This window comes from Pseudoduganella plicata (assembly GCF_004421005.1).
In the GTDB taxonomy this organism is placed as follows: domain Bacteria; phylum Pseudomonadota; class Gammaproteobacteria; order Burkholderiales; family Burkholderiaceae_D; genus Rugamonas; species Rugamonas plicata.
The window spans coordinates 452595-473116 of sequence record NZ_CP038026.1 but is presented as its reverse complement, the minus strand read 5'-3'; the positions used below and the strand labels follow the sequence as shown (position 1 = coordinate 473116).

The 20522-nt window shown below is 67.5% G+C and carries 22 protein-coding genes; 9 read left to right on the top strand and 13 right to left on the bottom strand.

The window, feature by feature from the left end:
* Positions 1–68: 68 nt before the first annotated feature.
* The 5 genes from E1742_RS01990 to E1742_RS01970 all read right to left on the bottom strand — a co-directional run bounded on the left by E1742_RS01990 (position 69) and on the right by E1742_RS01970 (position 5677).
* Complete coding sequence (locus tag E1742_RS01990; RefSeq protein WP_134383250.1) at positions 69–1469, bottom strand: T6SS phospholipase effector Tle1-like catalytic domain-containing protein; 1401 nt, start codon at positions 1467–1469, stop codon at positions 69–71.
* 121 nt (positions 1470–1590) lie between these two features.
* Positions 1591–2406 (bottom strand): TatD family hydrolase, encoded by an 816-nt coding sequence (locus E1742_RS01985; protein ID WP_134383248.1) that lies wholly within the window; start codon positions 2404–2406, stop codon positions 1591–1593.
* 13 nt (positions 2407–2419) lie between these two features.
* Positions 2420–3124: a lipoprotein-releasing ABC transporter ATP-binding protein LolD gene (lolD, locus tag E1742_RS01980; RefSeq protein ID WP_371860194.1), complete on the bottom strand. Its 705-nt coding sequence runs from the start codon at positions 3122–3124 to the stop codon at positions 2420–2422.
* A 13-nt stretch (positions 3125–3137) separates the two neighbouring features.
* Positions 3138–4400 carry a lipoprotein-releasing ABC transporter permease subunit gene (locus E1742_RS01975; protein WP_134383244.1) on the bottom strand — a complete coding sequence of 421 codons (1263 nt, stop codon included), beginning with the start codon at positions 4398–4400 and terminating at the stop codon, positions 3138–3140.
* A gap of 14 nt (positions 4401–4414) precedes the next feature.
* Positions 4415–5677, bottom strand: a complete 1263-nt coding sequence (locus tag E1742_RS01970; protein ID WP_134383242.1) for a lipoprotein-releasing ABC transporter permease subunit — start codon at positions 5675–5677, stop codon at positions 4415–4417.
* Between the two features lie 127 nt (positions 5678–5804).
* On the opposite strand from E1742_RS01970, the gene E1742_RS01965 reads away from it, so the two are divergent.
* From E1742_RS01965 to E1742_RS01950, 4 genes are all read left to right on the top strand, one after another.
* Positions 5805–6821 carry a hypothetical protein gene (locus E1742_RS01965; protein WP_134383240.1) on the top strand — a complete coding sequence of 339 codons (1017 nt, stop codon included), beginning with the start codon at positions 5805–5807 and terminating at the stop codon, positions 6819–6821.
* A gap of 56 nt (positions 6822–6877) precedes the next feature.
* Positions 6878–8572 (top strand): single-stranded-DNA-specific exonuclease RecJ, encoded by a 1695-nt coding sequence (recJ, locus tag E1742_RS01960; protein WP_134383238.1) that lies wholly within the window; start codon positions 6878–6880, stop codon positions 8570–8572.
* A gap of 54 nt (positions 8573–8626) precedes the next feature.
* Positions 8627–9067, top strand: a complete 441-nt coding sequence (locus tag E1742_RS01955; protein ID WP_134383236.1) for an FKBP-type peptidyl-prolyl cis-trans isomerase — start codon at positions 8627–8629, stop codon at positions 9065–9067.
* Positions 9068–9173: 106 nt separating this feature from the next.
* A complete protein-coding gene (locus tag E1742_RS01950) occupies positions 9174–9473 on the top strand; it encodes a hypothetical protein (RefSeq protein WP_134383234.1) in 300 nt (99 codons plus the stop codon).
* Here the strand turns inward: E1742_RS01950 and E1742_RS26565 are convergent.
* The 7 genes from E1742_RS26565 to E1742_RS27010 form a co-directional block, all read right to left on the bottom strand.
* On the bottom strand, positions 9467–10108 hold the full coding sequence (locus E1742_RS26565; RefSeq protein WP_229466445.1) for a sensor histidine kinase: 642 nt from the start codon (positions 10106–10108) through the stop codon (positions 9467–9469). The two genes, E1742_RS01950 and E1742_RS26565, sit on opposite strands and share 7 nt — an antisense overlap.
* An 8-nt stretch (positions 10109–10116) precedes the next feature.
* Positions 10117–10866, bottom strand: a complete 750-nt coding sequence (locus E1742_RS26560; RefSeq protein ID WP_229466443.1) for a triple tyrosine motif-containing protein — start codon at positions 10864–10866, stop codon at positions 10117–10119.
* Complete coding sequence (locus E1742_RS26555; RefSeq protein ID WP_229466441.1) at positions 10836–12431, bottom strand: ligand-binding sensor domain-containing protein; 1596 nt, start codon at positions 12429–12431, stop codon at positions 10836–10838. Before E1742_RS26555 ends, E1742_RS26560 begins: the two co-directional genes overlap by 31 nt.
* A gap of 53 nt (positions 12432–12484) precedes the next feature.
* Entirely contained in the window at positions 12485–12952 is a 468-nt protein-coding gene (locus E1742_RS01940) for a YybH family protein (protein WP_134383232.1), read from the bottom strand.
* Positions 12953–13206: 254 nt separating this feature from the next.
* Complete coding sequence (gene tssG / locus E1742_RS01935; RefSeq protein WP_166793388.1) at positions 13207–14061, bottom strand: type VI secretion system baseplate subunit TssG; 855 nt, start codon at positions 14059–14061, stop codon at positions 13207–13209.
* Entirely contained in the window at positions 14058–15284 is a 1227-nt protein-coding gene (locus tag E1742_RS01930; RefSeq protein ID WP_166793362.1) for a type VI secretion system baseplate subunit TssF, read from the bottom strand. The genes tssG and E1742_RS01930 overlap by 4 nt, the downstream gene beginning before the upstream one ends.
* A 26-nt stretch (positions 15285–15310) precedes the next feature.
* Positions 15311–15817 (bottom strand): type VI secretion system baseplate subunit TssF, encoded by a 507-nt coding sequence (locus E1742_RS27010; protein WP_166793387.1) that lies wholly within the window; start codon positions 15815–15817, stop codon positions 15311–15313.
* Positions 15818–15956: 139 nt separating this feature from the next.
* Here E1742_RS27010 and E1742_RS01920 point away from each other — a divergent pair, with 139 nt between their 5' ends.
* The 4 genes from E1742_RS01920 to E1742_RS01905 are packed head-to-tail and all read left to right on the top strand — an operon-like array spanning position 15957 to position 18314.
* Complete coding sequence (locus E1742_RS01920) at positions 15957–16394, top strand: antitoxin Xre/MbcA/ParS toxin-binding domain-containing protein (protein ID WP_134383224.1); 438 nt, start codon at positions 15957–15959, stop codon at positions 16392–16394.
* On the top strand, positions 16395–17144 hold the full coding sequence (locus E1742_RS01915; protein WP_229466439.1) for an RES family NAD+ phosphorylase: 750 nt from the start codon (positions 16395–16397) through the stop codon (positions 17142–17144).
* Positions 17134–17466, top strand: coding sequence for a DUF2288 domain-containing protein (locus E1742_RS01910; protein ID WP_134383222.1), 333 nt, complete (start codon positions 17134–17136; stop codon positions 17464–17466). The genes E1742_RS01915 and E1742_RS01910 overlap by 11 nt, the downstream gene beginning before the upstream one ends.
* Positions 17467–17474: 8 nt before the next feature.
* Complete coding sequence (locus tag E1742_RS01905) at positions 17475–18314, top strand: DUF817 domain-containing protein (RefSeq protein ID WP_134383220.1); 840 nt, start codon at positions 17475–17477, stop codon at positions 18312–18314.
* A 725-nt stretch (positions 18315–19039) separates the two neighbouring features.
* On the opposite strand, the gene E1742_RS01900 is transcribed toward E1742_RS01905, so the two are convergent.
* The gene (locus E1742_RS01900; protein ID WP_134383218.1) at positions 19040–19933 is read right to left on the bottom strand and encodes a LysR family transcriptional regulator; all 894 of its coding nucleotides are present in this window, start codon (positions 19931–19933) and stop codon (positions 19040–19042) included.
* A 150-nt stretch (positions 19934–20083) separates the two neighbouring features.
* Here E1742_RS01900 and E1742_RS01895 point away from each other — a divergent pair, with 150 nt between their 5' ends.
* Positions 20084–20518 carry a PACE efflux transporter gene (locus tag E1742_RS01895; RefSeq protein ID WP_134383216.1) on the top strand — a complete coding sequence of 145 codons (435 nt, stop codon included), beginning with the start codon at positions 20084–20086 and terminating at the stop codon, positions 20516–20518.
* Positions 20519–20522: the final 4 nt, after the last annotated feature.

Genomic DNA, 20522 nt, shown 5'->3' with positions numbered 1-20522 from the left:
GCCATCGCGAATCGCCTGCGCCTGGACGGCGGGAGTGCCTTCGGTGATGCGCTGCGAGAGAATACCGGTCAGCCTGCCGATGGTTTCGCGGCCGCGCTCCCCCCCCGCAGCGTTGCGTTCAGCAGCAGCGGCAGCACGAGCGCCGCGGGCGTCGTGGGAAAAACCTTGAGCCAGGATGCCTGTGTATCGTCCAGCGCCGCCAGCGCCGCTGCGCTGGTGCCCGTGCGCAGCACGGCGGGTACGGGTCGCGGCGTCAGGGCCGGCGCTTGCAGCGTGACTTCGCCAGGCTGGACCGGCGGCCGCCCCTGGCAAAGCAGATTGATTGCCATCCTGGCCGTGTCGTCGTCGATGCGCCGCCATGCCTCGGCAATCTCCTTGCCCCGCTGGTAGTGGAGTACGATGCTCAACCGGTCGAGCGCGGATTGGTGGACCGCATGCGACGCCAGATCGCGCGGCAATGCGCCATCCGGCAGCTCCGCCAGCCGCGCGATCGCCCCACGGATTGCCGGCTTGGCCAGGACAAAACATCCGGTCAGCGGGTTGTGCACGGCCTGTGCGCCAATCGCAGCGCTTACGCCTCGCGGGTCCGACCACACGCGCAGTCCCAGATGCGCCGCCTCGCTGGCCATCCATTCGAGCGCGATGTCGGACAATGTCGTGTCCTCATATCCGCCGCCCACATCCGCATGCGCCCCGGCGAACCACACCTGGAGCAGCGACTGCGCGGGCCGGCAATGGTCCCACAGCAGCGGTGCAAACTGCGCACGCAATTCGTGCAAGGCCAGTGCATGGCGCGCATGCGCGATATTTTCCGGCAGACGGGTGTTGTGGTAGCCCGTATTAAAGATCGGCATTGTCTTCTGCCGCTCATGCACGCCCAGCGCGCCCACCGTGTCCCAGACGCCGATCATGTGCACTTTCAGCACATACTCGCCTTCCGGCCCAGGCCGGCGAATGCCCGTCAACCGCTGCATCAGCGCCGGCAGCTTGTCACGGTCGGCTTTCCTTTTCGACTCGTACAAAGCATAGGCCTGCGGCACCATGGCGATATCTTCCCGCAGCAGCAGGCCCACTTCCTCGACAAATCCGGCAAGCGAACGGGCCGCGAAGGCACCCCGGCTGAAGCCGAACAGGAATACCTGGTCGCCCGGCCGGTAGTGCTGGACGAGGAACGCGTACGCTTCCCGGATTTTGGCGCTCATCCCCAGGCCAAACGCGCCACCAAGATAGCGCCGCTTCGTCCTGCCGAGCCATGAGTTGCTTTCAGCAGGCAGGTTGGCGGCGCGATGCCAGCCTGGCAGCTGCGCCGGCCCCGCGGCGCTGGTGCCAATGCCGCGGATATAGTGAACATGCTGCTTGGGCGACTCCTGCCCCAACACGCGTTCATACAGCTTGCGAACATTGGTGGGGTAATCGTCCCCTGCGCCGTTCCAGGTGCCATCCATAAACAGGACGATATTCTTGATCATGCGGCCTCCACGCTTTCGATGGCCGCGCGTGAGGCACCTTGATAGTTACGACCCGTGCGTAACCTCAGGTAAGTTTAGCCGCATTGCGAAGGAAGGGGTACTAGTTTGTCGCGCCGCCACGTCAGCCGTCGGCGCCAGGCGGCATCAGTGCAGCCAGGCGCGGCATCACAACATGCGCATTCGCCGTCGTCACGTCACGCACCTCGTCGACGCCGATCCCGCGCAGCTGTGCCAGCGCCGCCCCGATTGCCGGCACCTGCCGCGGCGTGTTCACGCCCGGATGCACCCACTGCGGGGCGATATCCGGCGCATCCGTTTCCATCACGATGCCCGACAGCGGCAATTGCTCCGCCAGCCGGCGGATCTGCAATGCGCGGGTAAAGGTCAGATTGCCGCCGAAGCCCAGCTTGAAGCCGAGGTCGAGATAGCCCTGCGCCTGCTGGAAGCTGCCATTGAAAGCGTGCGCGATGCCGCCGGCGGGAGGAATCTGGCGGATGTGTTTCAGCACCTGGTCCTGCGACTTGCGCACGTGCGTCAGGATCGGCAGGCCGAACTCGCGGGCAATCTTGAGCTGTTCGCGGAAAAAACGGATCTGCTTTTCGCGCATGGCCGGCTCGGCCAGGTGCGGCAGGAAGAAGTCCAGTCCCACCTCGCCGATGGCGACGAAACGCGGATCGCTCATTGCCGCCGCCACGCGCTGGCGCAGCGCCACCAGATGGTCGTCGGTTGCGGCAGGCACGCAGATCGGGTGGATGCCCAGGGCGTAACAAGCGTTCGGCGCGCCGGCGCCCAGCTGCGCGACGGCGTCGAAATTGCCGACGTCGATGGCCGGGATGACGATCATCGATACGCCGGCCGCTGCCGCATCCGCCGCCACGCGCAGCGATTCGCCGCCGAATTCGCGGGCATCGAGGTGACAGTGCGTATCGATCCACATGGCAGCCTCTCCGTTATGCCGGGCGCAGCCCTTCGTCCGTCATGCGCAGCATGCGGTCGCAGCGGCGCGCCAGCTCCGGATCGTGCGTGACGATGACGAACGCCGTCCCGAGGGTGCGCGACAGCTCCAGCATCAGGTCGAAGATCCCTTCCGCCGTCGCATGATCCAGGTTACCCGTCGGCTCGTCCGCCAGCACGCAGGCCGGTTGCGTGACGAGCGCGCGGGCCAGCGCCACGCGCTGGCGCTCGCCGCCGGACAGCTCGCCCGGCACGTGCGTGACCCGCTTGGCCAGGTTGACGCGGGCCAGCATCGCCTGCGCGGCCTCCTGCGCCACGGCGCGCTTGACGCGGCGGATCATCAGCGGCATCGCCACGTTGTCCAGCGCCGAGAACTCCGGCAGCAGGTGATGGAACTGGTAGACGAATCCCAGCGAGGCGTTGCGCAGGTCGCCCCGCGCCGTTTCCGACAGCGCCGCGAAGTCCTTGCCCTGCAACGTCACGCTGCCGGTGGTCGGCGTATCGAGGCCGCCCAGCAGGTGCAGCAAGGTGGACTTGCCGGAGCCCGAAGCGCCGACGATGGCGACCCGCTCGCCGCGATGGACGGCAAAGTCGATGCCGCGCAGGACGTCCACGGCATAACTGCCCTGGGTGAACGTCTTGCCCAGGTTGCGGCACGACAGGACCGCTTGGTTGTTCAATGCGGTGTTCATGGTGTTCATAGTTTGTGTTGACTCATTCATAGCGCAGCGCCTCGGCGGGTTTTACGCGCGCGGCCGACCAGCTGGGGTACATCGTGGCGAGGAACGCCAGCAGCACGGACACGATGCCGATCTTCGTCACGTCCGGCCAGCGCATGTCGGACGGCACGGTGCTGATGTAGTAGATGTCGCGCGACAGGAACTGCACGCCGAACAGGTGCTCGATGAACGGCACGATCACGTCGATGTTCAGCGCCACCAGCACGCCGCCGGTCACGCCCAGCACGGTGCCCAGCAGGCCCACCAGCGCGCCCTGGATGATGAATATCTTCATGATGGAACGGGGTGACGCGCCCAGGGTCCGCAGGATGGCGATGTCGGGCTGCTTGTCCGTCACCGTCATGACCAGCGTGGACACCAGATTGAACGCCGCCACCGCGACGATCAGCGTCAGGATGATGAACATCATGCGCTTCTCCGTCTGCACGGCCGCGAACCAGTTGGCATTGAGCTTGGACCAGTCGCGCACCGTCACGTCCGGCGGCATCAGCTTCTTCAGCTCCTCGGCCACCTGAGGCGCGCGGTGCATGTCGGCCAGACGCAGGCGCAGGCCCATTGGCGCCGTCATGCGCAGCATCCGCTCGGCGTCCTGGAGGTGGATGAAGGCCATGCCCGCATCGAACTCCTGGTGCTGCGCCGAGAAGATGCCGACGACCGTGAAGGAGCGCATGCGCGGCACCAGGCCGGCCGGCGTGACGGTCCCCTGCGGCAGCACCATCGTTACCTTTTCTCCCAGGCTCGCGCCCAGCGCACGCGCCAGATCGACACCCAGCACGATATTGAATTGCCCAGGCCGCAACGCCTCGAAGCTGCCCTGCCGCACCTGCCTGGCTACGCTCGACACCTGCGCCTCCTGCTCCGGCAGCACGCCGCGCACGATGGCGGGACGCAGCGCCTCGCCGCCATGCATCAGGCCCGCCTGGCTTTCCGAGAACGGCGCGGCGCCGCGCACTTCGGGGTGCGTCATGGCCACTTTCGCCTGCCGCTGCCAGTCCGGCATACCGCCGTGGGTGTCGAATACTTCGACGTGGGCCAGCACGGACAGCATGCGGTCCGTGACGTCCTTCTGGAAGCCGTTCATGACGGACAGGATGATGATCAGCGCCGCGACGCCCAGCGCGATGCCGGCCATCGAAATCAGCGAGATGAACGAGATAAAACTGTTGCGGCCGCTGCGCTTGCCGGCACGCGTATAGCGCAGGCCGACCAGCCACTCGAACGGCAGATTCTTGACCATATGGTTAATCCTTGTTACTCATACCGCAGCGCGTCCGCCGGCTTGACGCGGGCGGCCCACCAGCTGGGATAGATCGTGGCCAGGAACGCCAGGCCGACGGCGGTGGCGCCGATAGCGGCAACGTCCGGCCAGCGCAGGTCCGACGGCACGGCGCTGATGAAATAGATATCCTTGGCGAGGAACTTGACGCCCAACAGCGATTCGATGGCAGGTACGATGACGCCCACGTTCAGCGCGATCGCCACGCCGCCCGCCACCCCCAGGGCGGTGCCCAGCACCCCGACCAGCGCACCCTGGATCATGAAGACCTTCATGATGGAACGGGGCGAGGCGCCCAGGGTGCGCAGGATGGCGATATCGGCCTGCTTGTCCGTGACCGTCATCACCAGCGTGGCGACCAGGTTGAATGCGGCCACGGCGATGATCATGGTGAGGATGACGAACATCATGTGCTTCTGCGTCTGCACGGCGGCAAACCAGTTGACGTTCAGCTTGGACCAGTCGCGGATCAGCAGTTCGCCAGGCATCGACTGCTTCAACCGCATGGCGATCTCCGGCGCCTGCTGCATGTCCTGCACGCGCAGGCGCAGCCCGAACGGGCCCGCCATTTTCAGGAGCCGCTGGCCGTCTTCCAGGTGCACGTACGCCAGCGTGGAATCGAATTCGTTGTGGCCGGCCTCGAAAATGCCGACGACGGTAAACGTGCGCATGCCCGGCGCGCTGCCGGACAGGCCGCCTTCGGCCAGCGCCATCGCCACCTTGCCGCCCACCTTCACTTCCAGTGCCCTGGCCAACTCGATCCCCAGCACGATGTTGAACGCGCCCGGCTTCAGTTCGGCGAAGCTGCCCTGGCGGATTTCCTTGACGATATCCGACACCTTCGGCTCCTCGTCGGGCAGGATGCCGCGCACGATGGCCGGACGCAGCACGTCGCCGCCATGCGCCAGCAGCGCCTGTGTCTCGACGAACGGGGCGGCGCCGCGCACCTCGGGATTGCGCATGGCCTCGCGCGCGGTGGCGTGCCAGTCCTCCATCGGACCACCCATCTGGTAGATCTCGATGTGCCCCAGCACGGACAGCATGCGGGTCGTGACTTCCTTCTGGAAGCCGTTGTAGACCGACAGGACGATGATCAGCGCGGCCACGCCCAGGCCGATACCGGCCATCGAGATGGCGGAAATAAAGGAGATGAAGCTGTTACGGCCGCTGCGCTTGCCGGCGCGCGTATAGCGCAGCCCGACCAGCCACTCGAACGGCAGGTTCCTGAAAAAACTCATATGACGGACGTGATCCCGACGCGAAAGTGCGCAGTTTGCCATATAAACAGCATTTCATGCTGGGAAACACCACCATTCGTGGCGGGGCAGCTTGGGGCCGCGGCCGGAAAAACCGTACAATGACGGGATGTCTTCCACCACCGTCGTCTTTCCGTTCGCCCTGCCGCCCGCGCCGATGGCGCCCGATCTGATCCGTGCACTGAACACGTCCGGCGCGCCTGCTCTCTCCGCCCTGCTGTCCCGCCACGTCGCGCAGCAGTACCATCCTGACGCCGCGGACCACCGCGTGCTGCCGCACGAGGCATTGGTCACCCGCGCGCTCGGGTTGGCGGCGCAGGATGCGCCAGTGGCCACGGCCGTGATGGCCGGTTTCGGCAAACGGCCGGATGCCGGGCACTGGTTCATCGTCCATCCGATCAACGTGCAGGTCGGCACGCACCTGCAGATGACGGACCTGCGCGCCACGCGGCTGCCCGAGGCCGAGGCGCGTACGCTGTTCGACGCCGTGCTGCCGCTGTTCCGGGAAGACGGTCATGATCTGGTGTACGGCGACGCGCTGACGTGGTTCATGCGCGCGGACGCCTGGGCCGGGCTGGCGACCGCATCGCCCGACGCGGCCAGCGGCGACAATCTGCACCCATGGATGCCGACGGGCGACACGGCGCGCGCGTTCCGCCGCCTGCAGAACGAAGTACAGATACTGTGGTTCAGCCATCCATTGAACGATGAGCGCCAGGCCCGTGGCCTGGCGCCGATCAATTCGTTCTGGCTGTGGGGTGGTGCGTCCGCCGCACAGCAGCCCCAGGGCACGCTGGCGACGGCGCAAGCGCCGGACTGGCTGGCAATGCTGGCCGCGCCGGATCGGCGCGCCGTCACGCCGGCGCAACTGCGCGCGGGCGAGCTGGCCGTCGTCGGCCACGCGCTGCCTGCGGGCCTGGCGGAAGACTGGTCGCAATGGCTCGCCGCGATGGCGCAGCTCGAGCGCGACTGGTTCGCGCCCCTGCTGGCCGCGCTGCGCGCCGGCACGCTGGGCGAACTGACCCTGATCCTGTCGAACCGCGAAGGCTGGCTTGAGTCGCGCACGAGTAAAATGGCGCAATACCGCTTCTGGCGCGGGTACAGCCTCGCAGCGCTGCTGGCCTGACGGCTTGAAACCCGCCGTGCCGGCGCCAACTGATACGTTTTACCGAAAGCAGCACCATGACCCGCATCGCCACCCGTCCCTGCCCGTTCCGCGAATCGGAAATGCTGCGCCAGGGCGGCATCCACCCTGTGCTGGCGCGCCTGTTTGCAGCGCGCGGCCTGCTCGACCCGAAAGAACTGTCGTCCGAGCTGGGCGCCCTGATCCTGCCGTCCGGCCTGCTGCAGATCGACGTGGCCGCCGCCTTCCTGGCCGACGCCATCGCGGCCAATAAACGCATGGTCATCGTAGCCGACTACGACTGCGACGGCGCCACCGCCTGCGCCACCGCGCTGCGCGGCCTGCGCGCGATGGGCGCCAATGTGGACTTCATCGTGCCGAACCGTTTTGAATACGGCTACGGGCTGACGCCGGAAATCGTCGAGCTGACGGCGCGCGAGAAGTCGCCGGACATCATCATCACCGTCGATAACGGCATCGCCAGCATCGAAGGGGTCGAGGCGGCGAAAAGGCGCGGCATCGAAGTGGTCGTCACCGACCACCACCTGCCGGGCGACCGGCTGCCGGATGCACGCGTCATCGTCAATCCGAACCAGCCGGAATGCGGCTTCCCGTCGAAGAACCTGGCCGGTGTCGGCGTCGTGTTCTACGTGCTGCTGGCGCTGCGGGCGGAACTGCGCCGACGCGGCGTGTTCGACCAGCAGACGCAGCCCAAGCTGGACAACCTGCTCGACCTGGTGGCGCTGGGGACGGTGGCGGACGTCGTCAAGCTCGATGCCAACAACCGCATCCTTGTCGCGCAGGGCCTGAAGCGCATGCGCGCGGGCCGCATGCATGCGGGCGTGGCGGCGCTGTTTCGCGTGGCGGGCCGGCAGGCGCGCAGCGCCACGCCGTTCGACCTGGGCTTCGCCCTCGGCCCGCGCCTGAACGCGGCGGGCCGGCTGCAGGACATGTCGCTGGGGATCGAGTGCCTGATCACGGACGACGAGGAGCGGGCCTGGGCGCTGGCGCAGCAGCTCAACGAAATCAATATCCGCCGGCGCGAGATCGAGGCGGAAATGCAGGACGCGGCGTTGGTGCACCTCGACGCGTTCGAACCGCGCGACAGCACGACCATCAGCGTGTTCGACGAATCGTGGCACCAGGGGGTCATCGGCATTGTCGCGTCGCGGCTGAAGGAGAAGTTCTACCGGCCGGCGATCACGTTCGCTCTGGCCGGCGACGGCTGGATCAAGGGATCGGGCCGTTCCATCGCCGGCTTCCACCTGCGCGACGCATTGGACCTGGTGTCGAAAAAGGCGCCGAGCCTGATCGACAAGTTCGGCGGCCACTCGATGGCGGCCGGCCTGTCGATCCGCGCCGATGCGTTCGACGCTTTTGCCGAAGCATTCGAGACGGTGGGCCGCTCCTGGCTGACCGACGGCCAGCTCGAGCGCATCGTCGAGACGGACGGGCCGCTGGAAGATGCGCACTACACCACCCAGTTCATCGAGCTGATGGACGGCATCGTATGGGGGCAAGGCTTTCCGCCACCCGTGTTCTGCGACGAGTTCCGCGTCGTCAGCCAGCGCATCCTGAAGGAGCGCCACCTGAAGCTCCTCCTGGAACGCAACGGCACGCGCTACGACGCCATCTGGTTCGGCCACACGGACGCACTGGGCGACCGCGCACGCGTCGCGTTCCGGCTCGACGCCAACGAATACAACGGCACGACCAGGGTGCAGCTGCTGGTCGAACACGCCGAGCCCTGCTGATGCCGGCGGCATCGCCGCCCTGCCGCAACCAACCAAACAACCACGAAAGAAGACATGAAAAAACTCCTGACCGCCAGCACCCTGGCCGCGGCACTGGCATTCTCGCTGGCCGCCTGCGACCGCAACAAGGCGCAACCAGCCGTCGAAGCGACGCCGGTCGCCTTCCAGAAGCTCGACACGGCCATGGGCACCGGCAAGGAAGCCACGGCCGGCACGACGGCCGTCGTCAACTATACGGGCTGGCTGTACGTACCGACCGCGCCGCAACAGCACGGCGACAAGTTCGACTCCTCCATCGGCCGCGGCCCGTTCAGCTTCCAGCTGGGCGCCGGCCAGGTGATCCGCGGCTGGGACGAAGGTGTCGCCGGCATGAAGGTGGGCGGCAAGCGCACGCTGATCGTCCCGGCCAGCATGGGCTACGGCGCCGACGGCGCCGGACCGATCCCGCCCAACGCCACCCTGATTTTCGACGTCGAACTCCTCGACGTGCGCTGAGCCCGCCGCCGCAACGCTTCCTACATCGCCGCGGCGCGTGCGCTGACACCCTCCCCGATCCCGCAGGGCTACGATGGTTGCCTGCATCCGTCAATCAGGAGGAATCATGACGCAACGAGCGAACGACAAGCAGGGCGCGCAACGCGTCCTGTTCAATAACCCGCAGACCCAGCTCAACCCGCAGGAGCCCAACCGCGACCGCTACGGCGACCAGGAAACGGGCGCCACGTCCGGTGAAGTGGGCGATGGCCGCAGCCAGCAGCAAACGGCCGTCAGCGGCAGCCAGGCCACGCAGCACAGCACCGGCGGCACGCAGCAGCAGGACAGCGAACGCGCCACCGGTTTACGCGGGGACAGCCAGCAAGCCGCACGCCCTCGCAGCCCCCGCGACGTGAAAGGTCAGTAGGCCATCTTGCCCGGCACTGTCACGGTGATTGCCGTGCCGGTGCCCGGTGCGCTGTCGATCGCCAGCACGGCGCCGATACCGCCGGCCCGCTCGCGCATGCCGACGAGGCCCCAGTGGCCCGGCCGGTGGCCGGCGGCGGCTACCGTTTCGTCCAGCCCGCGCCCATTGTCGCGCACGCGTACGAGAAACGCGGCGGCGCCATAGCCCAGTTCCAGCTCGATGCGCGTGGCGTCGGCGTAGCGCGAAGCGTTGAACAGGGCTTCACGCGCGATGGCATAGATCTCGTCCTGCACGTCGGGACGCAGCCGGCGCGGCGTGCCGCTCACCTTCAATTCGAACGCGTGCGGCCGGTGTTCCGCCAGCCCCTTGCCGAACTGCGCCAGCGCCAGTTCCAGCGCCTGCGCCGAGACGGAACCCCTCAGCACCATGATTTCGTCGCGCCCTTCCACCAGCAGCTGCTCGGCCAGGTTGAGCGTCTGGTCCAGGCGGATCCGTTCCTGCGTGCCTTCCTTCAGATGCCGGCTGTGCGCGTCGAACGACATCAGCAGCGCCTGGATGCTCTGCAACAGCGTGTCGTGCAAGGCCCGCGCGATGCGCGCCCGCTCGGCAAGGCGTTCGTGCAGGCGCTGCTGCATCAATGCCGTCAGATAGCGGATCCGTGCCGCGTAGACCCGTACAGCAGCAACAGGGTCAGCGCGGCCAGCAGCAGCTTGAACCAGACGCTTTGCACGAACGTGGGCAAGATCACGATCTCCAGCGCGGCCCCGCCACTGTTCCACAAGCCGTCCTCGTTCGCGGCGGTCACCTCGAAGCGGTAGCGGCCGGGCGCCAGGTTGGTGTAGTACGCCTGGCGGCGACCGACCGGTTCCTGCCACTGGCGCTCGAACCCCGTCAGCCGGTAGCGCAGCCGCACCCGCTCGGGGATCGACAGCGACAGTGCCGTGAAGTCGAACTGCACGTTGCGGGTGCCCTGCGGCAGGGCCAGCGACCCACCCGCCGGTATGGCATGGCGCAGCCCTTCGGCGCTGACACCGACGATTTCCACCGGCGGCGCCAGCCGGTTGCGGGGGATTCTGGCCGGATCGATGCTGCCGACGGAACCGGTGGTCGCATACCACAACAGCCCGTCGCGGTCGCGCCGCAACGACGGCACGGGGCGAAGCTGTGGTGCGTGGCCGCGCATGCCGTCCTGCGCGTTGAAACGCTCGAACGGTACGGCCGTGCCATCTTTCAGCCACCGGCCGACGTCCGCAGCGGCGATGCGGTACAGGCCATCGGCGCCGTGGAGCCACAGGTCGCCATCGGGCAGCCGCACGATGCCGGAGACGCCCCGGAAACGTTCGTCGTAGGTGCCGTGCAGGCTCACGAAGCGGCCATTACGGTACAGGGCCACGCCGGTCTCGCCGCCCGCCCACACCGTGCCGGCGCCGGGACCGGCGTCAGCGTACACCAGCAGCACGGTGCCCAGTTGCAGACCCTCGTCCGGGCCCAGGACGCGTACCGTGGTGCCGTCGACGACGGTAATGCGGCTGCGCAGATGGGCCATCCACAGCCGGCCCGCGCCGTCGCGCGCCATCGACGTTGTGAGGACTTCGGGTATGCCGGGCACGCCACCCGACTGCACCCCCACTTGCCGTCAACCAGCTTGTGCACGCCGGTGGCGGCGTTGAACGATGCCCACAGGGCCCCGTCCCGGTCCTGCTGCATCGCGTGCACCCGCATGCCCTGGTGCGGAAACGGGATGGTCGTCCACGCGCCATCGGGGTCGCGGCGCTGCACGCCTTCCATCCCGCCCAGCCACAGGGTGCCGTCCGGGGCCGTGTAGCTGGCCGTCAGCGCGCCGGACATGCCGGGCACGGTGGCCCCGTCCGGGCCCTGCCGCCAGGGGCGGTCCGTATAGTCCCCGACCCGGATCTCGCCGGATGGCATCGCCACCAGCGCCGGATATTCCAGTTCGCGGTCCACCGGCATGGTGCGCAGGCGGTTCGGCCGCAGCCGGTCGATGCCGCCCAGTGTGCCAAACCACAGATTGCCTTCGCGATCCTCGAAACTGGCGCTCAGCATCCCGCCGCTGATGCCGTTCAGTTTCGACAGCCGCTGGTCCTGCAGTCCGGGGTTGGCCGGATCGGCCACGCGCTCGATACCGTCCGGGTGCATCAGCCACATCGTGCCGCGCCTGTCGAAGCGCATGCCGAACCCCTGCAGTTCCGGCGCAGCGGGCGTTGCGGCGGCGGGAGGCGCCGTGCGAATGCGGTAATAGCCCTGCTTGAAATCGTTGCCCCACACGGTGCCGTCCGGCGCCTCGCACAGCCAGACCAGCGCATGGCGCGGCCATGCATGGCTGAAGCGGGCCGCGCCGGGCGGACGAAAATAGGCGCCCGTATTAGTGCCCACCCAGGTGGTGCCGTCGCGCGCAAACAGGATCTGGAACACGCCCACCGACGGCAGTCCGACCTCCTCGCCCAGGTAGCGAAAGCGCGTGGCGCCCGGCGCCAGCACGGCCACGCCATCGCGCATCGCCGCCCAGAGCGCGCCGTCCGGCGCCGCTTCGAGGTGCATGACGCCGGCCGGGTGCAGGCCGTCGTCTTCGCCGTACGTGCGCGCACCGTTTGGCCGGAACACGGAGATGCCGCCGACACGGTAGCCCACCCACAGCGCGCCATCCCGCGCAGTCGTCAGTCCCATGATGTTGCCCGATTCAAGCGGATGGCCATGCACCTTGTCGACTCGCTCGAAACGCACGCCGTCGTAGCGGTACAGGCCCGTCGGGGAACCGATCCACAGCCAGCCGTCAGAGCCCTGCGCGAATTTGGTGACGCTGACGGGGGCGCCATCGAGCTCCGTCCATGCCTGGTGCGTGTAGTCGTTCAACAGCGGGCGCGGCGCCGCAACGGCGAATGCAGGCCAGGCGAGGGTGATCAGCAGAAGCAGCAGGGTTTGCAGCGCGGGCAGTGGCATCCGGGGGACCTAATCGACGGCAGGGCCCCGAATGATAATTCATCGAGCGGCCCCTACTTCCGCGGCTGCACGATGCAGTCGCACACGGGCTCGCCCTTGTCGAACACGATGCGCCATACGCCCGGCGCCTCCTGCCGCCAGATCGAGTTGAAGCGGGCGGTCAGCTTGCCCTGGGGGTCCAGCACGGGCCCGCCCGACTGGGCCAGCGTGCCCGAATCGAGCACGACGACCCGGTCGGGGTCCCACGAGAACGGCGCCTGCTCTCCCTTGAAGTAGCCCTGCCACGCGGCAGCCACGGCCGCCTTGCCGCGCAGCGGCTCGCGCCCGCCATCGAAAATGGCTTCCTCGGCCAGGAACGCCTGGAATGCGGCGAAGTCGCGTCGCGCCATCGTGGCGGCGAAGGCCCGTTCCGTTGCCGTGACCTGGCGCACCAGGGTGGCGTTATCGACGGGAGGGGGCGTGCTGCAGCCTCCGAGCAGCATGGCGGCGATCACGGGCGCCGCGCGACAGGCTTGGTTCATCGTCACTCCTTTCGAGGTCGGGAATAACCATCGTACGCCGCGCTTCCGGGCAGTGAAATACGCTGTTGTGAAAAGCCTACGGAAAAGCTTATCCAGGGAAGCGCTGATTATTGATCGTGGATGAGATTAGTCCTGAAAAACGTGTCCGGCAAGACGCAAATTCCCTGTCATACCGGTATGGCGGGAAATTTGTGGCGCAGCCGGACGCGTTTTCTCATGGCCGCGATCGCCGCGATGAATGAATCATCGCTTCCCTAGCAATCGACAACGTACGCCACGTCGTCGCGGGCAGTGCCGTCGGGCTGCAGGAACGAATCAAAGCCCAGCCGTGCGCCGGCCGCCGCGTGCAGTTGCCCCGCCCGTGCGTCGCCCACGCGCAGGTGCAGCCGTGCTTCGCACTGAATGCCTTCCAGGGCGAAGCGCCGCAACAGTGCGCGCAGCGACGCGGCGCCCGGGCCGCCTGGCAGGAAGCGCTCGAACGCCTGACGGTCCAGCGGTCCGAGATGGATGCGCACGCGCAGGTCGCGCCGCCACATGCGGTCGCCCAGCACGGCGCCGCCGGACAGCGCGCAATTGGTGCGCCCGAGACCATTGCGGTGCTCGGGCCGCAGCCAGTCCCACTCGCCGACAAACTGTTCGACCGATACCGGTATGCCCAGCTGCGCGGCCAGCACGCCGGCCAGCGCGTGCGCCGGCACCGTGCGGCTGCCGACTGCCGCCGCGTGCCGCGCCAGACCGGCCGCATCAGCGCCGCCGCCGTCCCCGCCCAGCGCCAGCAGGGCCCCGCACCACGGATCGCCGACCGGATCGCCGACGCCGGCGTCGTGGCGGTGCTTGCGCCAGGCGCGGTCATGCAGCGCCAGGGCGCGGGCGGAAAAAATGTCGAGGAAGGAGCGCGCGCCGGCGCCGCCGGCCGCCACCCGCTCCGTGTAGTGGTAAGGCAGCGTGCCGGCGCTGCCCAGGAGGCCCAGTGCCGCCGGCACGAAGGCGGTGTCATCGGAAGCTTCCACGTCGGCCGACGGGAACGCCAGCGTGACGCTGCCGCGCACCTGTGCCGTGGCCGCGCGTGCCCGCAGCGCCGGGAACAGCGCGCGGCCGGTACGCTTCACGTGCGCCGGGCGGTCTGGTTCAACAAGTATTTTCCGTTGCGGGGTGCGCATCGCAGCAGCTCCTCTTCCGTGTTGGCGGCTGTCAGCACGGTCTGCACGAAACCGTTCAGCTGAACGGTGTGGGCCAGTACGTGGTCGACCACCCGCGCGAACAGATGCAGCCCCGTGCCGGCAAACGCACTGGGGTCGACCAGCAATGTCACCTCGACACCCTGCACCGCCACCGTGCCGTGGCGGTCGCGCAGCCATGCACTGGCCGGCTTGCGGCGCAGTCCCGCCACCGCCGCGATCTGGCGGCGCGAGACGGCAGTGCCGGCCACGTCGTACAGCGCCAGCAACGCCGCCAGACTGGCCCCGTCGCCCTGCATCAAGCCACCGCGGGCCAGTGCCAGATGCGCCAGCAGGCGCCAGTGCGCGGCGCGTCCCGCCGCCACCCTACGCGGCGGCGAAGGCTGGCGCAGCAGCTGCACGACACAGGATGCGGCGGCACCCTCGCCGCGCAGCTCGCCCGGCATCAGGAAGGTCGGATAGTCACGGTTGGTACAGGTGATGTCGAACGATACGATACCGGCCACTGGCGGGGTCGTGCCGTCGACCAGAGCCAGCACCGTCTCGTGGCCGGGGCTGACGGCGGCGAGCCGCTCGTCGCGCCGCAACGTCCACCAGCGCCCGTGCAGGCTGCCTGCCTCGTCGGCGCGGCGCGTGTAGCAGGATTCGTAGCGGGACGGCGCCGCGCCATCGACCGGCAGCACATCGACGCGGCCGATGGCAAACACCTCGTGTGCGGCCGGCGCCAGCCCGTTTGGTGTGACGCTGCCGCCGTGGGTTTCCGGACCCAGCGTCAGCGGCGTGCCGGCGCAGTCGAACAGGTTGACGGCGGGGACGCAATGCGTCAGCAGGTGGTCGGCGCACAGCGGCGCCAGTGCCTGCGCCGTCGCGCCGTCGCCGTCAATGCCCGCCAGCGCGACGCGCAACGTCACGGCGCCGGCGACGGCGTACGGCGCCAGCACGGACAGCTCGACGTCGATGAAGTCGAAGCGCGCCGGAAAGGCAAAGTATTCGGCCAGGATCCCCGCCGGCTCGGGACCGCGCGGGCCGTGCGGCAACAGGGCTTCTCCCGCATCGAAGCCGGCCTGGCGCAGTGGCACCGCCGGCAGCGCCACGCGGTTGCCGGACACGCCAGCCGTGGCGCCCGTGGCGTGCAGGAACAGCGCGTCGCGCAAGGCGGCGCAGAACGATGGCGCGCCGTTCAGGAACAGCCGCAGCCGGCCCGCCCCCCCGCCGGGATGCCCTCCAGCGCCAGGACGATGGCGCAGCAGCCGTCCGCTCCTGCCGGCTCGAAACGTGCAGCGGCCACGCGGGCATCGGCCAGGTCCACGTCGGCCGTCGTGCGAAAGCGGCACGTCACGCCGCGCACCGGAGCGGCCCGCACCGCCGTCCCGCGCGGCACGGCAGTGGTACCTGAGCCGCCCGCGCCGAAGCGGACAATGGCGCAGGCGGGAAATGGCCTTGGATAGACGGGATACAGCTGGCGCAGCAGGCTCTGGGCGAACAGCGGATATTCATCGTCCAGCCGCCGGGTGGCGCGGGCGTTGAGCACGGCGACCGCATCGATCAGTCGATTGACGTGCGGGTCCGCGCCCGGCTGGTGCTCCGGCAGCGCGCCGGCGAGGCGCGGGTAGCGCTGCGCAAAGGCCGCCCCCTGGCGGCGCAACTCGCCCAGCTCCCGTTCGATATAGGGTAATAGTGCTTCCATGTGGCTCCTCCATGACACCCGGGAAGCTTGCCACATGGCATGTTTAAGGCATTGACACGGCTCAGTTGACCCGGCGTAACAACAAATACTTGTCTTCTATCCTGATACGGAGTATAAAGACTACATATATGGAGGATCTATGCATTCCGCCTACGCCTATCCGAAGAGTCGCTACCTGCCCCAGAATCCCGTCGACCTGAACGCCCGCGAAGAGCGGGAACGGCTCTCGAAGTCCGCACTGAAGGGTTTTTTCAGGCTGACGGCCGCCTGGAAGCTGCGCGACGACGACGCCCGTGAACTGCTTGGCGGCCTGTCCAGCAGTGCTTTTTACGAATGGAAGAAGAACCCGGACCGGGTGCTGGAAGTGGACCGCATTACCCGCATCTCCTACCTGCTCGGCATTTACAAGACGCTGCACATCATTTATGGCGACAAGCTGGCCGACGAGTGGGTCAGTCTCCCGAACCGCAACATCATCTTCGCCGGCCGCACGCCGCTCGCCTACATGCTGGCGGGCGGCCTGCTGTCCATGCAAACCGTCCGCAAACTGCTCGATGCGCGGCGTGGAGGTCTGTAATTGCCTGATTTGCCTACGTTACCCGCTGTCGCGCCACCGCTGCGGCAGCTGCGCCAGTTCGATACCTGCCGCCTGATTCCGTCCCGCTTTGCCGATGTCGAAGACTCCGTGCTGGCGCCGCTGGCGGACAGCGACGCCGAACTGCGCGACCTGTTCGAGCTCGATAACGCCACCAATGCGCGCCTGCTCTCCGAGCACGGCGGCGCGGCCGGCATCGGCATCGACGAGCTGCTGTTCGCCGTGCCGAACTACCGCATTGTCAACGCGGCGTACACGTACGCCCGTCCGGAAGGCAGCCGTTTCAACGACGGCGAGCGCGGTGCCTGGTACTGCGGCTTCGCCATGGAAACGGCGCTGGCCGAAGTGGTATTCCACAAGACGGTGGAATACGCCGAAATCGACCGCTTCGACGACAGCGTCACGTACCAGGCCATGCTGGCCGACTTCACGGCGCCGTTCCACGATATCCGCGGCCTGGCCGAATTCGCCGGCTGCCTCGATCCGGCCAGCTACGTCGAGTCGCAGGCGCTGGCCGAACGGCTGCTGGCCGGCGGCTCGACGGGCATCCTCTACCCAAGCGTGCGCCATCCCGGCGGCACGTGCCTGGCCTGTTTCCGCCCGGCGCTGGTCGGCAATGTTCGCAAAGGGGCCGCCTATCGGTTAACATGGCAGGGCGCGGCGGAACCGACCGTCGAACCCATACCCATCCCCCATCAGAATACGCAGAATCAGGCCGGCAATGCCCAATAACTCCCTCCCGTTGAATCCCGACAAAGACGTCGAACTGCGCCAGAAGGTCAACCGCGAAACGGCGCGGCTGCCGTGGACGGAGCTGATGCGCCATTTCGCCTCCGGCAACGTGGTGTGGGTGGCGGACGAACTCGATCTGGTCGAGGTGGCCGTGCGCATCGCCCATGACGACAAGGCGAGCGTGGGCCAGTGGATGGCCGCCGGCCAGATCGCCAAGGTATCGGACGTGCAGGCGCAGGGCTGGCTGGAAACGCAAGCCCAGCTGTGGGCGTGCGTCGTCAGCCCGTTCATCCTGGTGCAGCAGCAGAAACGTCCGCACTGAAGGCTGCCATGCTGGCGGCACTGGATGACCACCTGACGGACGATCGTCCCCGCACGCTGGCGGGCTGGCGTCGCGCCGTCACCGAGTTCCTCTACTTCGGCATCAAGGAGGCCCGTTCCTGCCTGTTCGTCGGCCTGTTTTTCGCGGCCGTCTTCCTCGTGCCGCGCGCGGGCCTGTTCGGCATCGCCCGCTACGATGTGCTGCTGGTCGCCGCGCTGGCGATCCAGTTCGCCATGGTCGCCATGAAGCTGGAGACGTGGGACGAACTGAAAGCCGTCAGCCTGTTCCACGTCGTCGGCTTCGCGCTGGAGGTGTTCAAGACCTCCGGCGCCATCGGCTCATGGAGCTATCCCGACGCCGCCGTGACCAAGGTCTTCGGCGTGCCGCTGTTCGCCGGCTTCATGTACGCGGCCGTGGGCAGCTACATCATCCAGGCCTGGCGCCTGTTCGACCTGCGCATCCGCCACCATCCGCCGCACGCGCTCGCGGCGATCATCGCCATCCTGATCTACGCGAACTTCTTCACGCATCACTATATCGGCGACTACCGCTGGTACCTGGCCGCCTGCGCGCTCGGGCTGTACGCGCGCACGACCGTCATCTTCCGCCCGCTCGACCGGGACCGGCGCATGCCGCTGCTGCTGGCGTTTGTCCTGATCGGGTTCTTCATCTGGCTGGCCGAGAATATCTCGACGTTCTTCGGCGTCTGGCGTTACCCGAACCAGCTGGGGGCGTGGTCCGCCGTCCACGTCGGCAAGTGGAGCGCCTGGTCGCTGCTGGTCGTGATGACGTTTACCATTGTCGCGAACCTGAAGCACGTCAAGGCACGGATCCACGTGCCGGAATAGCCCGCCGCAAGGTTATCGACGCAACGCGGGGGGATCCGCGGCGGCCCAGATCTCGGTACTCTGGTGAAAAGTGTTCTTCCAGCCGTCCGGCTTGTGCCCCGGACGTGCACGTAGCGTGCGCGAAACGGTTTGCCGTCCTTCTGCTGGCTGCGAAACACGCCCGCGACGACGGCCGCCTGACCACCGTCGAGTACCTGCACGTCGACCGACTCGGTTTCGTACGTCGGGAACACGTAGTCGCCGCGCTCCAGCGCCGTCCGCAGCGCGGTTTGCTGCGCACCCGCCCGCAGCTTCCCACGTGGCGGTAGTAGTCGTCCATCGGCCGGCCCAGGGCGGGCGTATCGCGCCGCACGATGGCATCCGCGCGCTGCTTTTCAACGTCACCAGTTGTGCCTGGAGCGCGCTGTCGGCCGCCGTGCCCTGCTCAGCCGCCTGGGCTGCGGCACCCAGGCCGCAGCAATTGGAGGCGCACCGGAAGAATGCCGCAAGCCGACGGTTCATCATGAACGTCCTTCCAGTATGTGGCACCACCATAGCAACGGCCGGCGCGTCGTCCGGCCGAGGCTCCCGGCAGGCTGCCTCCACACGACAGCGCCCCCCCGGATGACGCATCGTCGCGATGCACGCCTCGTTTTTCGGCACCTGCGGGTTACCCAGCCGGGCCATTGCCTTCTCGCGCGCCGCCAGCACGGCCATCATGCCGTTGAAGATGCCTCCCTGTGACCTCAGCGCCCAGTCTCGCTATACTCGGCAAAGGCCTGCTCCATGAAGTCAACCACGGCCCGGACGCGCGCCGTGGTGCGCAGGCCGCGGTGCATGGACAGCCAGATTTCCTGGTCCAGCTCGGGGATACGGGGAATCGCCGGCACGATGCCCTCGTGGTCCGCCGCAAGAAAGGTCGCCAGCACGCCGAGCCCGGCGCCATGGGCGACACCGTCCAGGATGCCGAGCCCGTAGCTGCAGCGCAGCCACGGCGCCGGTGCCCCGGGCAGGGCGCGCAGCCAGCGGTCGGACTGGAATTCCGCCCGCGGCTCGTCGAATCCCACGAACGGCATCCTTGTCCAATCCTGCTGCGCCAGGTCTGCCGCGTGGCGCCGCACCAGGTCCCGGCTGCCATACAGCCCGAAGGACAACGTCCCGATGCGGCGCGTGACGAGGTCTAGCTGTTCCGGACGATACGGTCGCACGGCGATGTCGGCTTCGCGTCGCGTCAGGCTGTAGGGCCGGTGCGACGTGACAATCTCCACCTCGACGTTGGGATAGGCGTCATGAAAGCGCGCGAATCGCGTGGTCAGGAAATACGAGAGCCACTCGTCCGTATTGATCCGCACGAGGCCGGACGCGCCATGGGCGTCCTGGCGGTCGCGCGTGCGTTCGATTTCCAGCGCAATCTCGCCCATCTGGCCGGCCCAGGCGATGATGTCCGCCCCGAACGCGGTGGGAACACAGCCACCCTGGAAGCGCTCGACCAGCTTCTGGCCCAGCGCTTCCTCCAGGTCATCGAGCTTGCGCGACAGCGTTGCCGGGCTCAGTCCGGCCTTCCTCCCGGCGCCGCGCAGTGTGCCCTCCTGCGCCACCAGCAACAACAGGCGTAAGTCATCCCAGTTTGCGTGTTTCATATTTGAAGCATGATGCCTCAATTTTACCTGTATGCATACATATAACGCGTATGCGATGATGCGGTCCGCTAACGTAATTCGGTGCCATGCACCCCAACCGACGGCCGTCCGAGCACTGCGCTCCCGACGGCTCGCAGAAAGAGACTTCCAATGCGTACCTTCCGCGACCGCGTGCGTCACGCGCTCATGTTCGAGGCCGTGGCCCTCGCCATTTTCATACCCGGCTCCGCCGCCGTGTTCGACCAGCCCGTCGATCACATGGGCGTGATCGGCATTGCCTCGGCGACGATTGCCACCCTGTGGAACTTCGTGTTCAATGTGGGATTCGACCGCGCCATGGTGCTGTTGCGGGGCAGCGTGGCCAAGACCATGGCGATCCGCGTCGCGCACACGCTGCTGTTCGAGGCAGGGCTGGTCGTCATGCTGATCCCGATGATCGCGTGGTACCTGGGCATCGGCCTGTGGGCGGCGCTGCTGATGGACGTGGCCATCGTCATCTTCTACCTGGTGTACGGATTCCTGTTCAATATCGCCTACGACCGGCTGTTTCCCGTCGCGCCAGCGGCGATGCCGCGTGGCGCGTAACCGG